This is a genomic window from Candidatus Brocadia sp. (assembly GCA_021646415.1).
GTDB lineage: Bacteria > Planctomycetota > Brocadiia > Brocadiales > Brocadiaceae > Brocadia.
The window spans coordinates 57,447-72,345 of record SOEU01000002.1 but is presented as its reverse complement, the minus strand read 5'-3'; the positions used below and the strand labels follow the sequence as shown (position 1 = coordinate 72,345).

At 44.8% G+C, this 14,899-nt stretch carries 8 protein-coding genes; all 8 read left to right on the top strand.

Translation table 11 applies throughout. The annotated features are described in order from the left end of the window. Window positions 1-416 precede the first annotated feature (416 nt). The 8 genes from E3K36_02055 (at window position 417) to uvrA (ending at window position 14,829) form a co-directional block, all read left to right on the top strand. The gene (locus tag E3K36_02055; protein ID MCF6154037.1) at window positions 417-5,171 is read left to right on the top strand and encodes a hypothetical protein; all 4,755 of its coding nucleotides are present in this window, start codon (window positions 417-419) and stop codon (window positions 5,169-5,171) included. A gap of 406 nt (window positions 5,172-5,577) precedes the next feature. Then, window positions 5,578-5,790 (top strand): hypothetical protein, encoded by a 213-nt coding sequence (locus E3K36_02050; GenBank protein ID MCF6154036.1) that lies wholly within the window; start codon window positions 5,578-5,580, stop codon window positions 5,788-5,790. A 683-nt stretch (window positions 5,791-6,473) separates the two neighbouring features. Then, the gene (locus tag E3K36_02045) at window positions 6,474-7,133 is read left to right on the top strand and encodes a type II secretion system protein (protein MCF6154035.1); all 660 of its coding nucleotides are present in this window, start codon (window positions 6,474-6,476) and stop codon (window positions 7,131-7,133) included. A gap of 240 nt (window positions 7,134-7,373) precedes the next feature. Continuing rightward, on the top strand, window positions 7,374-7,811 hold the full coding sequence (gspG, locus tag E3K36_02040) for a type II secretion system protein GspG (protein ID MCF6154034.1): 438 nt from the start codon (window positions 7,374-7,376) through the stop codon (window positions 7,809-7,811). Window positions 7,812-7,974: 163 nt separating this feature from the next. Beyond that, a complete protein-coding gene (gene gspE, locus E3K36_02035; protein ID MCF6154033.1) occupies window positions 7,975-9,636 on the top strand; it encodes a type II secretion system protein GspE in 1,662 nt (553 codons plus the stop codon). A gap of 311 nt (window positions 9,637-9,947) precedes the next feature. Continuing rightward, the gene (locus tag E3K36_02030; GenBank protein MCF6154032.1) at window positions 9,948-10,175 is read left to right on the top strand and encodes a hypothetical protein; all 228 of its coding nucleotides are present in this window, start codon (window positions 9,948-9,950) and stop codon (window positions 10,173-10,175) included. Between the two features lie 368 nt (window positions 10,176-10,543). Further along, window positions 10,544-12,049: a leucyl aminopeptidase gene (locus E3K36_02025; GenBank protein ID MCF6154031.1), complete on the top strand. Its 1,506-nt coding sequence runs from the start codon at window positions 10,544-10,546 to the stop codon at window positions 12,047-12,049. Continuing rightward, a complete protein-coding gene (gene uvrA / locus E3K36_02020; GenBank protein MCF6154030.1) occupies window positions 12,049-14,829 on the top strand; it encodes an excinuclease ABC subunit UvrA in 2,781 nt (926 codons plus the stop codon). The genes E3K36_02025 and uvrA overlap by 1 nt, the downstream gene beginning before the upstream one ends. Window positions 14,830-14,899: the final 70 nt, after the last annotated feature.

Sequence of the window (14,899 nt, the reverse complement as noted above, 5' to 3'; positions counted from 1 at the left end):
AATTTTTAATTTTTTTGTTGACTGTGATATCTCTGCATGATATATTTCCGTGACCAACTATAGCCAATGCCATTTATTAACAAGAGTTTTAATTTAAATATCATAGGGCATTATTTAAAGAAAGGAGGTATTTATAGGGAAAACAAATCTTGATTCTCCTGCAGAAGCAGCTACCGTCAGGGTAGGGTGCGTCCCACGCACCAATCCTTCTTGTAGTAAATAGCGGCCTTTGCAGTAAATCAACGCTTGGTTTTTCCCATCTCTTGTTCTGTCATTTTCCATGAAAAGGAGGTGATAGAGAGGTGAATAGGGGTCGAAGTTGATTGGGAGATTTTAAGGTATTTGTTGTATTATTTTTGATATTTAAAGAATAGAAAAGATTTTACAAAGATTTTGACGTGTTTCTGGCTTAGGTCTTGATGGTCTTAATAGAAAAAGGAGATGTGACAGATATGAAAAGACCGAAAATATTAGGTAGCAAAAAGAAAAGTTGGTTTAGTATGGCCAGCATATTTCTGCTGGTATTTGCCTTTGCCCTGAGCGTTGCTTCAAACTCAATGGCGGCAACAGGTAGCTTCGACAGGGATAATTATTTACCGTCCCTTAGTGATACGAATGATTTTGATCGCGCATGGATTTCTGTAACCGACTCTTCAGGAAACGTAAGTAGCAGTCAGGATACAATAACGGTTACAATAAAAGCCAACTCAAATTCTGCTTCTTTTGTGTTAAAAGAAACAGGAGGTACAACAACAGTATTTACCACAACCGGGTCAACACAGCCCACAATTTATCCAGTCGGAACGACTTCGGGATATGTGGAAGACTTTAATTCCGGCAGTCACAACTACCCGGGTTTAGGTACAAGTGTAACCGGACTTAATTTAAAGGAGCTTACTGCCAATACCGGAGGCGACGCAAGGGACGGAACAAGTGGTAATCTTACCGTAGAAACTGGTACAACATTGGAGTTGCTTTACGGAGGAACCACCCTGGACACATCGGTTGTCAAGACCAACAGTGGGTCTTTTACCTTCTCGCCAAGTTCAGTTACTGCAGTTACGACAGATTCTCTTTCTAGCCCGAACCTTATCATCAGCATTACTGATCCAGACGAAAACCTGAATCCTGTCGCAAGGGATGTAATTGGATTTGCTGATAATTCAGCTTTATTGTCAGGTCCTCCAGGAACGGGTTCGTCAAGGGTACAGATTGAGGCCATTGATCAGACGACAGGTTCAACGTTATCGCTGAGCGGCACATCCGTTGTTGCAAGGAACATTATGCTTGTTGAGACCGGAAATAACACCGGTGAGTTTGTCGCCAGTGGTAAGGTGTTTGGTTCATCCACTGCAGCGGTTAATGGTAATGTAACCGTTGGCTCTAGTGTTTATAGTGGAAGTGATATAACACTGGGTTCATCAACAACTGGCGTTGCATTTTGCACATTTAAAATAATTGAAACAAATGCAGCGAGTGGTAGAATCGGGCTGTACGAGGCGAGCACTGCAGGTACTACCACTGGCAATAGTCCAGTAACCGTGCTTGGGTTTACTACAGGAAGCAATTTTTCTTCAAAGGGAACGGATACTTTTGGTATTGCTGGGGTAACGTCTGGAATTACAACGACTAGGGTTGTTGCATATGGTACTAGAACAGGATCGACTAATACCCTTTCTAGCGCTTTTGGTGATCCGGCGTCTTCAAGCAATCTAGCATCAAGTTCATCGGGACTTATTAAATTAGTTGAGGGTTCTAACTATTGTCTTGTTAGTATCGGGACAATAACGACCTCATCGACGATCAACCCTTTAGGAACTGGCAGCACATATGAAACAGGTAATAATGGTTCCACAACTGTTTCTCTTGACAGCTTCCAGTTAGCAGGCCCCCGAAGTGGTGATACCCTAAAGGTATCCTATCTGGATGAGTTGAATGGTGGTGGTGTATCTGGTACTGTTACCGGAACATTGGTATATGGTGTTTCCGGTGTAACAGGTACCCTGGCACAAGATAATGCTGCCCCTGATATTAACGATTTGGTAACTGTTACTGTAGTTGACGGCAACCTCAATACAAGTTCCTCGACAAAGGAAAGCATTGCTTCTGGCAGCAGTCAGTGGGGTGGTACTACCACAAACAGGAGGGGCGATCGTCTGACGGTAGCTGCGTACTCTTCATCCGGTAATAATCACAACGTAGGGTTGTCCCATCCGGACGGTTTTGCCGTTGGCACCAAAACAGCAATTAGAATATCCAACACGGATAATAGCCTCGTGTGGATGGTGCCACAAGGTTTGACTTCTAATGTAAGCGGTAGTGGTGCCAATTCTTTAGGAGCTACAACATTTAGCTTAGGGACTGAATCGGTAAGTACTATACCTCTGGTACGAGGTACTTCTTCAACCGCTGACAGCTTCCTGACGTCCGCTACGACTTCTTCTTTTGTAGCAAGACTCGATGGATTAGATAACACTTTAGAAATTTCACCTGACGGTATAAGGTGGGTTTCTGTTCCTATTGTTGAAACTGGCGCTAACTCGGCTACTTTTGTTGGTACCATTGGTTTCGATGATACCAGAGTTCGCTTAACTACAAACACTTCGACGTCTGTTACCTCACTTATCTCCGATTTCACAGGAACCTCTACCCTTGTCTTCCAAGACGGAAATTTAACTGGGACTGGTCTCCAAAGCTTTATTGGAACAGGTTCTGTAGTACGGATATTTGATGGTACGACGCAGGAATTTTCCGAGGTTTGTAGCCCGGGTGTTACTACATTATCTGTAACAAAACTTTCCAATTCTACAGCCTTCGATCCTGATAATACATGGGTGCAGGTAATTGGAAATGACATGCAGACAGAGAGGGTTGATACATCAACTGTTAGCGGAACATCTCTTTTCCGTATTGGTGGTTTTTGTGGCGCAACCTTCCGTATCCGTTATAACGACGCAATCGGAGCAGGTAACGTTTATATGGGCGGTCCCACCCTTGCTATTACCACATCGGATATGGGATTCACGTCATATTCAGGTTCCCTGTCTACAGACATTGTAGGAAGCACTGGGCCTGATACATTTGTCGTTGTAACGCTGGTTGATCAGGACCTTAACACATCTACCGGAAGTAAGCAGACCACCTTTGAGGCAGATAGTGCAACCGGTAGGCAGATATTCTTCAATGAAGATGGTTTAGGATTGCCATCCGGATCATCCACAGGTAATGTGTCAAGGAACTTCGTAAATGGTGGTACGGCAAAGATCATTTATGCGAGTACACTTAGTTCAATCAGAAGCACTTCTGTCGATCTGAGCAGTGGTGGAAATACTATTGATTTTCCGCTGGTAGAAACTGCCAACGATTCAGGTACCTTTAAGGGTTCATTCCAACTCTCAAGCGGTACTTCATCATCGAACAGCTCTGATCTGTTAAAAGTTTCCAATGGTGATTCGGTAAGAGTTTTCTACATCGATTCACCGGATGGATCTTGTGACAGCACGGATGTTGCAACAGATCCTATCTCCATCGTAACGTCGCTGGGCACAATCAACTTAAGCAAAGATATTGCTTACCTGTCCGGTGACACGGTTGTTGCAACGGTTGTAGATGTTGACAGAAATACGAGCCTGACTGCAGCTGACACGCTGACTACCGCCCTAAAAGTAACGGGTTCAAATTACGATATTGGTGGTGACTTAACAATGGACCTTGTTGAAAATGGGGTGAATACCGGTACGTTCCTTGCCACAATCACAACCGGAACGACGACCTCCGGTGGTGGATCAGGTGCAAATAGCGGTACAGTTAAAACAGTACAGGATGGAGTTGCAAATGTTATCTATACCGACACAAGTCCTCAGTCGTCTTCAGCAGTCTCGCTGCTTAGTTTCAGCGCTTCTGATGCTACATTGGAGTTTACTGAAGATAGTTACGGTATTAATGCGTTTGCTATAATAAATTTAACAGACCAAGAGAGAAATGCGATTCATACTTCTGCGCAAACGTTGTTGAATGATGTATTCATACGTACATCTCTTGTTAATAGCACGAAGGTGAGGATGGTTGAGACGGGTGAAGATACGGGTATCTTCTCTGGTTCAATTCAGGTTGTCTCCAGCGGTGGTACCACGGAATTCAGTCAGATACAGGCTGCTGTTGGTGATACTTTGACGATATCCTATATTGATGAAGTTAATACAACGGGATCGTCAAGGACGGTAACGGATACGGCTTCAGTAACTGAGGCAGTGCCAACCCCGACACCAACAGTTTCACCGACACCAACAGTAACACCGACAACTGGTTCTATTTCTGGTCAGGTAACAGATGCAGGAACAGGTGCGGGTATAGAAGGTGCTAACGTTGCGTACGGCACGTCACCGCAGAACATCATTGCCAGCACCCAAACGGATGCCAATGGTAACTATAGTTTTGCGGGTGTGGTGCCTGGAACCTATGCGGTAGTTGTGCAGGCAGCAGGTTATCAGGTAGTCGCTCCTCAAGTTGTTACCGTAGATGCTGGAGAAGAAGAAGTTGTTAACTTCTCTTTGACTGCGATTGTTCCGGTAACGCCAACACCAACAGTTACACCAACACCTACGCCATGTGAAGGTAGAATTTTGGGCCAAGTAACGGACTCTGATACGGGTGCTGGAATCAACGGTGCTACTGTAACTCTCGATACAGGTGAAACAACCACGACTGCTACAGTTGGTGGTCAAGATGGTGCTTATGTATTCAATAATGTGGCTTGTGGAGATCGAACGATAACTGTTGAAGCGACAGGATATGTTACGGGCACAAAGACCGTCACTGTAACTGATGGAGGCACCGCTGATGGAAGAATAGCATTAATTCTTCGTCCTTGCGAGGCGCCAGCAAATCTGGATGCTGAACCGGAACCATTAAGACTGACAAGAGAGACAAGTGCTGACGAAACGGTAACGGTAACATGCGAGGATGGTACCCCTGTTCCTGGTGTAACAGTAACGGCAGAGGTGAGGACGGGTAAGAAGCGTGTATCGGTTTCTCCGTTGAGCGCTGTTACAGATGCTAACGGTCAGGCAACATTTACCATCACATCCACAAGAAGGACCGGTAACGCAAAGGTCAGATTTGAGGCGGATGGTTTAAGAGACACAGTGACCGTAAGAGTAAGAAGGAAATAAGAGAAGTGGCCCTGTAGAAGAATGCAGGGACATGAGTAGTTTCCACGGGGGCGAACATAAGTTCGCCCCCGTGTTTTTTATGCACATTGTAGTGGCAAGGCGCGCCTTGCCATTATTGTTTTAAAAGCCGTCGATGGCCTAATTCACTTTTCATTTAAACTTCTAACGCGTTCGGGTTGAGAATTTCAAACAGAAATTTCCTCCCCCTTAATCCCCCTCACTGAGGGGGACAACCAATTGTCCCCCGCTGGCGGGGGTGAAGGGGGTGGACTCCTGTCAGGAAAATTTGTATTTATAAGTCGCAGAAGGCCTAATTGTATACATAATTTCATTTATTGTAACACTTTAGTTATTTGAAAAACTATCAAGGCAAAGCCTTGTGCTGATTTCGCCCCGGAGGGGCAAATTGCTCATAGGCAGGCAATTTATTGCCTGTGTTAAGAGAAAGATAAAAATAAGCCCTGTAGGGGCGAATGAAGATTATGGATACAAAATCGTCTCAATCGTCCCTACGGGACTGTATTTCTCTTTGATAAAAATACAGGCAATAAATTGCCTGCCTATTGCCTCATGTCCCTATAGGGACTTAAAAAGCACAACGCATCCTTCAAAAAACTAAACTGTTTCCATTTATTTACTAAAGAAGGGGTGCCATGTAAAAAGGCGTGGCGCCCCTTTCTTTTTTACATTGCTGAAAATACAAACAAACAAATAAATGAGTTGGGTTTTAAAAGACAAAACCCAACGACTTTCTTTTCATTCCGAACGAATATGAGGAATTTTAACATCGTAAGATTTCTCTTTGCAATAATGGCAGGCAAGGATGCCTATCCCACGAGAACAGCCAGTGTAGGGTGCGTCCTACGCACCATCCATACGATGGATTGTTTTGGTGCGTAGGACGCACCCTACACTGGCTTTGGCAGCGACTTTTTAGATACACTGCAAATGCCGGTTAAAAACAACCCCTTCACCCCCTAGTTTATTAAGGTGGGTTTCCTCAGGTCCCCTTAGAAAAGGGGGACTTCGTCGTGAGCTAGGTCGAACGATTCAGGGAGTTGTCTGGTATGCTATGATACAAACTTTGAAATTCCTGAGTAATAAAGCAGTTTCGTATTCCTTCCCCCATGCATATAAAGACAAGGCATGCTTCTACTTTTTCGGCTGCTTCTTAAGTGATTGTAAACTATCATAAAATGTAGTAAAATGTAATATATTCATTGTATAGGATTTCATTTTACATATGCAGAGCGAATAAATTGATTTTTCAGTTGTTACTTTTATTGCAGGAAATCAGTTCCATTGCGAAGTAATAAAGGTTTTACGCTTATTGAGTTAATTGTTGTTTTGGCGATTATGGGTATTATTGCCGGCGTGGCCATACCGAGATACGCAGGTTCTTTTGACACGGTTAATTTTCGGAAGGCGATGTCAGAACTTGTATACTTTCTCAGGGAGGCACGTATTAAGGCCATGTCGACTGCTCAAGCGGCAAAAGTAACCATGGATCTTCATAGAGGTTTTTGCTGGAATGACGATAAAACGATACTCAGATTACCCGCTAACATAGAGGTGTTTACTGACAAGACAGAGGCGAGGGACGACCAGATAAAGACATTTACGTTTTATCCAAACGGGACTGCATTGGCAGAAAAAATCGGGTTTGTCTGTGGGAACATGGCGGCTGTATTGCATGTAGAGCCCCTGGGTGGTTTGGCCTATTATAAAATCGGCGAAGTGATGGAACAAGTCGTTCGGTATGAAAGAAATGGAGGAGAACCGGGTGACGGGGAAATGGAAAAAGATGTTGATAAATGGTTAAATTCTGATACATTAGCGAAGAACGCGCTTGCGGGTGGAGTGTATATAAACGTTGATGAAGATGATGAGGATTACGAAGAGGATGATGACGAAACAGAATTTTTTGATGATGAAGAAGAAGGTGACGAAGATTATGAATAAAACTAACCCTGTCAGGGTTTTAAACCCTGACAGGGTTGACTCACAAATTTCGTGCTTCGATTTTTGTCTTTTTCCGACTCGTTCGGGTCAGGTAATTAAGTTTTTATTTTAAGATTTTCCATCCGTGGAGAAGACACAACCCCCTTTATCCCCCTTTCTTAAGGGACTAATGAACTTGTATAGAATTTTCATTGCACAATACCGTGTAACCTTTTATTAAATTATATGGAGTAATTGAAAATGGGAAATAGGTTAAAGTTGAAATTATTGAGGCAAGGTGGTTTTACCTTGCTGGAACTGTTAATTGTTATGATTATTATTGGGTTGCTTGCCGCATTGATAGGCCCCAAGATGATCGGTCGTGTTGGTGAATCCCGGCAAACCGTTGCCAAGCAGCAAATAGAAGGGTTTTCAAGCGCCCTGGAGATGTATAAACTCGATACGACAAAATATCCCACACAGGAGCAGGGATTGGAGGCGTTAGTAGCGGAACCACAAGGGGCTGTTAACTGGAAGGGCCCGTATTTAAAGAAGAAGATTATCCCCAAAGACCCGTGGGGGAATAACTATGTTTATCTCTATCCGGGTGAGCATGGAGATTACGACATCGTCTCATACGGCGCGGATGGTAATGCCGGAGGAGACGGTGAGGATAAGGATGTGATAAGTTGGGAGTAAGGGGATGTTAGATATGTGGGCTGATGGAACAATATTCACTCTCCGTGTGTGATGTAACTCGGGGAGGGACTGAATTAAAATTTTAGATTTACGATTTCAGATTTGCGATTATTTCAATCTCAAATCGTAATTCGTAAATCGTAAATTTCTTAAGCGTTGAATTATGAATCAAGCAACGATTAACAATATTGGAGACGTGTTGCTCGATATTGGCAAGGTGACTCGCGCTGATTTGGACCGTGCCATCGAGGTGCAAAGGCAAACAGGACAAAAGCTGGGGCGTATCCTGATTGATCTGGGGACTGTTTCAGAGGAAGACCTCCGGCTTGCCTATAGTAAATTACTGCAGATACCAGTCTGGGAAAAGAAAAAGGATGACCGGTATCCACTGGTGGAAAATATGCCTAAGGTATTCCTGATGACGAACCGCGTGCTCCCGCTCAGTTTGAACGATGGGACGCTGGACATTGCCCTTGCAGACCCGCAGGATTCGTTGCTGGCGGAGACTGTCGCTTTAGCTACGAATAAACAAGTAAGGATTTTTGCTGGCTGTGAAAAAGATATTCTGGCCTCTCTTGAAACTATTTACGAAGGCGAAGTTAAAGAGGAAGATACGGCGACATCCAGTATTGAAGTAATGGAAGATGTGGAGCACTTGCGGGACATGGCGTCTGAAGCTCCCGTTATACGCCTGGTGAATAGTACGTTAACAAAGGCGATCGAAATAGGGGCAAGCGATGTGCACCTGGAGGTTTTTGAGAGGAATGCGCGGTTGCGGTATCGTGTGGATGGGGTTTTGCGGGAACTTTTGCCTCCTCCCCGTGAGCTTTATAATGGCATTATTTCCCGTATCAAGATTATGGCAAAGTTGAATATTGCAGAGAAACGGCTGCCACAGGATGGCCGGATCAAGATGAAGGTGGCAGGCAAGGAGGTAGATTTGAGGGTCTCGATTATTCCCATGAGCCATGGTGAGGGTGTGGTGATGAGGATTCTGGATCGGACTGCGGTTACGCTCGATTTGGAAAAACTGGGATTCGGCCAGGAATTTTTAGTTAAGTTCCGGCGCATGGTGAATAAACCTGAGGGTATATTGCTTGTAACAGGGCCCACGGGAAGCGGAAAAACGACCACGCTGTACGCAGTGCTGAAGGAGCTCGTTTCACCGGAGATAAAGATCGTAACCGTAGAAGACCCTGTGGAATATAGTATGGATGGAGTAAATCAAATCCAGGTGAATCCTCAGATAGATTTGACCTTTGCTTCCGGACTGCGTTCCATTTTACGGCACGACCCCGACATTATTCTTATTGGTGAAATCAGAGACCGGGAAACAGCGTCAATTGCTATACAGGCTGCCTTAACCGGGCACCTTGTTTTGTCGACGCTCCACACAAACGACTCGGCGTCCGCATTTACCAGATTAATGGATATGGGGATGGAGGACTATCTGATCTCTTCGTGTATCATTGGCGTCCTTGCCCAGCGTCTGGTGCGAAAGATGTGCGGAAAGTGTCGTGAACCCTATTTGCCCGGAGAGGATATACGCAAGACGGTAGGATTGAAAGAGGGGGAATACTTATATAAACCCAGGGGCTGTGATGAGTGTAATAATGCTGGATTTAAAGGCCGAAAGTGTATTGCCGAGTTTTTATGCGTGGACGATGCCATACGGCGGCTTGTCCTTGCCCATAAAGATTCCAGTGAGATCATGAAAGAGGCTCAAAAGAGGGGGACAAAGAGCTTGTGGGAAGATGGACTTGAAACAGTTCGCAGGGGTGAAACAACACTGGAAGAATTATTACGGGTATCATCGGACTTATAACTTCTCCTCTTTCCCCTCTTTGTCATTCTGAACGAAGTGAAGAATCTTTTTCATCTGCTGGATAAACCCCATGAAGCACCCCTTCGAAAGTATTTGAAAGTCCTTATCATAAATTTAATGCCTTCGGCGACTTTGTTGGTTCAATCGTCCTCGATTGAACCGAAACATTTGGTATAGTCCCGTCTCACAACAAATACTTCACCCCTGCACTTTTTATTAAATTAATCATCATTTGTGCCGATAATTATGAATGTTAAAACATAATTGTGAAAATGGCTATTGATAGTGGCGAATCTAAGGAAGGAGTAATTATGAATAATAAATTTCTGGAATCTATTGGCGTTAATGGAATAGATTTGAAAAAATATCCGGTGGAACACCTCCCTCGCATACTCCACCTCAGCATGATTATCAAAAATACGTGCTTCTGGACCAGAGATGCCGTTGTGCCTTACCGTTTGTTATCAACAGATGAACAAACAAAGATCCTGGAAGAATACGTACAGTACATCATAGCCTTTCAATGTAAAGAAGTTTAGTAAATCTCCCTACTCACCGGATTTTGCAGTTTGACCCCGTAGAAAGCTTTTGGTATCCTCCCCCGTACTATTCTGCCTTCTGCCTTATGCATTAAATAAGGCAGAATAATTTTTAAACCCCCTTAATTATTAGTTTGACACACCTGACAGGTTAATGCTAAATTAAATGATTAACATTACACCTTATTATCAGAACAATGTATTACCTGAATTTATGCATAGAAATTTCAGGGTTGGAGAGCGAAGAAACTCTTCGCTCTCCATTAAATGTTAAGGAAATTCAAACCAACTGTAGTGGCAAGGCGCGCCTTGCCACTACAGTGGTGTCAAAAATTGCCGAAGGCCTGATTTATTAAAAAAGGATATTTATGGATATTAACATCAAAATTGGAACTGTTGAAAAAGAACCCGCAGAGGTGATAGTTTTTTATTTATACGAAGAGGTCAAAACCCTGAGTGAATCGCTTGCCCGTTGTAATAAGGTATTGGATAATATTGTTTCTGAATTAATAAAAGAAAAAGGATTTATTGCCAAACTGAATAAGACAATTATCCTGCCTACGTATGGAAAGATTCCGGCAAGACGCATCATGCTGGTGGGCCTGGGAAAGAAAAAGGACGTAACACTTGACAAAATAAGACAGGCGGGAGGTACTGCTGCCAGTACGATACGTGACATGGGTATCGGTGAGGGTACTAGCGTGATGGACCCAATTGATATTCCTTTGCCATTAAGTGAATGGTATCAGGCTTATAGTGAAGGCGCCCTGCTCGCCCTTTACCGGTACCAAAAATATAAAACTGTTCCACCCGAAGAGCTGCGGGAACTCAAGGCGCTTACGCTTCTTTTATCCGGCAAAGAGGAGTTGAGGCCTGCCCGGGAGGCTGTTCAGTACGCGCAAATTATTGCGGATGCCGTCTGTTTTACCCGTGACCTTATCAACACTCCGTCTCAGGATAAGACCCCTGTTGTTTTGGCTGATACTGCTAAGAAATTGAGCAGGGAATCTGGTATCCGGTGTAAGATATTATCCCTGCCGGAACTAAAAAAACTCGGGATGGGGGGGTTACTGGGTGTTGCACAGGGAAGCGCCCAGCCCCCGAAATTTATCATACTTGAATACAATGCACATGCTAAAAACCAGGATACGGTTGTATTTGTTGGAAAGGGAATTACCTTTGACTCAGGCGGAATTTGTCTGAAACAGGCCAAGGACATGGATCTCATGAAGAGTGATATGTCCGGAGGAGCTGCTGTGATGGGAGCCATGAAGGCGATATCCGGAATGAAATTCCCGCTGCATGTTGTTGGTCTCATACCGTGCGCCGAAAATATGCCCAGTGGTTCGGCGATCAAACCCGGCGATATTATTAAGTTTTATTCCGGTAAGACCGCCGAGGTCGCAAATACAGACGCAGAAGGGCGTTTAATTTTGGCGGACGCCCTGGCGTATGCGGAGAAATATAAACCCGGCGCCGTAATTGATCTTGCGACGCTGACAGGGTCTTGTGTGGTAGCCTTAGGGACTGTCGTTACGGGGATGTTGGGAAACAACGAGGAGTTGAAAAGAAGGGTTAAAATTGCCGGTGAAAAATCGTGGGAAAGGGTCTGGGAGCTTCCACTCTGGGAAGAATATCAGGAACAAATCAAGAGTGATATTGCTGATATAAAAAATGTAGGGGGGCCGTATGCGGGGGCCATAACAGCCGCCTGTTTTTTAAGCAAGTTTACTGAAAAATATCCCTGGGTGCACCTGGATATTGCAGGCACTTCCTGGTGTGAGAAAAACAGCGCATATACCCAGAAAGGGGCGTCAGGCGTTGGGGTTCGATTGCTTGTACAATTAGTTCAGAGCTGGACTCGGTTTTCATAATGAATAATAATGTCATTGCCATTCGCGGCGCCAGGGAACATAACCTCAAGGGGATCAATGTCAATATTCCACGCGACCGGATTACGGTTATTACGGGTATCAGCGGTTCAGGAAAATCATCCCTTGCATTTGATACGGTCTATGCAGAAGGACAACGCCGCTATATTGAAAGTCTTTCCTCGTACGCACGGCAATTTTTAGATCAGATACAAAAACCAGACGTAGAACTTATCGAGGGTCTCCCTCCCACGATTGCCATTGAACAGCGCACCTGTCCGCCGAGTCCTCGTTCTACCGTGGCAACCGTTACGGAAATCTATGACTATTTACGTTTGTTGTATGCAAGGATCGGTACTCCGTATTGTTACCGGTGCAAATGTATCATTTCACGCCAAACCATTGACCAGATGATACAGAGGATCACGGGAATCCCGCAGGGAACCAGGATTATGCTTCTTGCACCGCTTATTAAGGGGAAAAAGGGTGAACACCGGGAGATATTCCAGTCGATAGTGCAAAAGGGCTTTGTGCGCGCCCGTGTTGACAACGTTATTATGGACCTCAAAACCATTCCCAAATTGGCACGATATAAGACCCATGAGATCGATGTGATCGTGGATCGTCTGGTTATAAAAGAGGATATTCAAACGCGCCTGTACAATTCCCTTGAAACCTGTCTCAAATTAGGGGAAGGCGTCATGCTGGTAAGCCAGGAACACGAAAAGGGCTGGACGGACCATATCCTTAGTGAACGATATGCCTGCCCGGAATGCGGGAGTGGTTATGAAGAATTGACGCCACGCATGTTTTCATTTAACAGCCCTTATGGCGCATGTCCTGGTTGTAATGGCCTGGGAAATACCCTGGATTTTGATCCGGACCTGATTGTTCCTGACAAACACATTAGCATCAGAGAGGGAGCCATCGATGCCTGGCGAGGCTGGGGATCATTAACCCAAACTCATTATGACAATCAGGTCAAGGTGTTTTCAAAAACCTTTTCCGTCTCCCTGAGTACACCTTTTATAAAATTACCGAAAGAGACCGCGGATGCCCTGCTCTTTGGCACAAAGGATTTTGAAGGTGTGATTCCCAACCTCAAACGCATCTACGAAAAAACGGCCAGTGAACGCATCCTGAAGCGCCTTTCCGGATACATGAGTTACAGGGCCTGTACTGTTTGCAAGGGGGCCAGGCTGCGACCGGATTCCCTTTCGGTAAAAATCAATTATAAATCAATTCATGAGATCATGGATCTGACCATAGAAGAGACCCTCGGATTTTTTACAACGCTGAAATTGGCGGGGCAACAGGCGGTCATTTCCAAACAAATCCTGAAGGAAATTCAAAACAGGCTGCGTTTTATGATAGATGTCGGACTACACTATATAACTTTGGGACGCGGCAGCGACTCCCTTTCTGGCGGTGAGGCGCAGAGAACCCGGCTTGCTACACAGGTCGGTTCCGGTCTTGTCGGGGTTTGTTATGTGCTGGACGAACCCACCATAGGGCTTCACCCAAGGGATAACGAACGGCTTCTGCGGACTTTAAAGACACTTCGTGACAACGGAAATACGGTCATCCTCGTGGAACATGATGAACATACCATTCGTAATGCGGATTATATCATCGATCTCGGCCCCGGGGCCGGTGAACGTGGAGGCAGTATTGTAACCCATGGAACGTTGAAAGAAATTACCGATAGCCCCGATTCATTAACCGGGCAATACCTCAACCAAATCCTGAAAATCGAACTTCCCACCAGGAGAAGGGATATTCATCTGAAGAACTCTCTTGAAATACAGGGCGCCCGTGCCCATAACCTGAAATCTATCAATGTAAAAATTCCTTTAAAAACCTTTTGTTGTGTCACCGGTGTCTCCGGCTCCGGGAAAAGCACCCTCGTGAATGATATCCTGCATCGTGCCCTTGCGAAGTTATTTTATGGCAGCTATGAGACGCCGGGGGAACATACGAAAATCCTTGGCACGGAATACATCGATAAAGTTATAGAAATCGATCAATCACCCATTGGACGTACCCCCCGTTCGAATCCTGCAACATACACCAAGGCGTTTGATCTGATCCGTTCTCTCTTTGCACAGACGCAGGAGGCAAAGGTTCGGGGTTATACGGCGGGAAGATACAGTTTCAATATCAGCGGTGGACGGTGTGAGGCCTGCAAGGGACAAGGTACCAAAAAAGTAGAAATGCATTTTTTGCCTGATATGTACGTTGTTTGTGAAGAATGCAAGGGAAAAAGGTATAACAAAGTGACGCTGGAAGTTACCTATAAGGAGAAAAGCATCTCGGATGTGCTTGACATGCGCATCGAAGAGGCTCATCAGTTGTTCAAAAATATTCCGAAGCTTGAGCGTATTTTAAATACACTCAATGATGTCGGACTGGGATATATTAAATTGGGGCAGTCAAGCACCACCCTGTCCGGCGGAGAATCGCAAAGGATAAAACTTGCCGCAGAACTCTCCAGACAGGCCACCGGAAAGACGCTGTATATTCTGGATGAACCTACTACAGGCCTGCATTTTGCAGACATACAGCAGTTGTTAAAAATGTTACACAGATTGGTCGATCTGGGCAATACGGTGCTGGTTATAGAACACAACCTGGAGGTCATCAAAACGGCAGATTATGTAATAGACTTAGGCCCGGAAGGTGGCGTAAACGGTGGCGAGGTCGTTGCAACAGGTACTCCCGAACAGATCGCAAAAGGTGAACGGTCATATACAGGGAGGTTTTTAAGAAAAATCCTTCGTTAGGAATTTTCATTTTATTTCAGCTACTACTGTAGTGGCAAGGAGCGTCTTGCCACTATATCGGCAGTTTGAA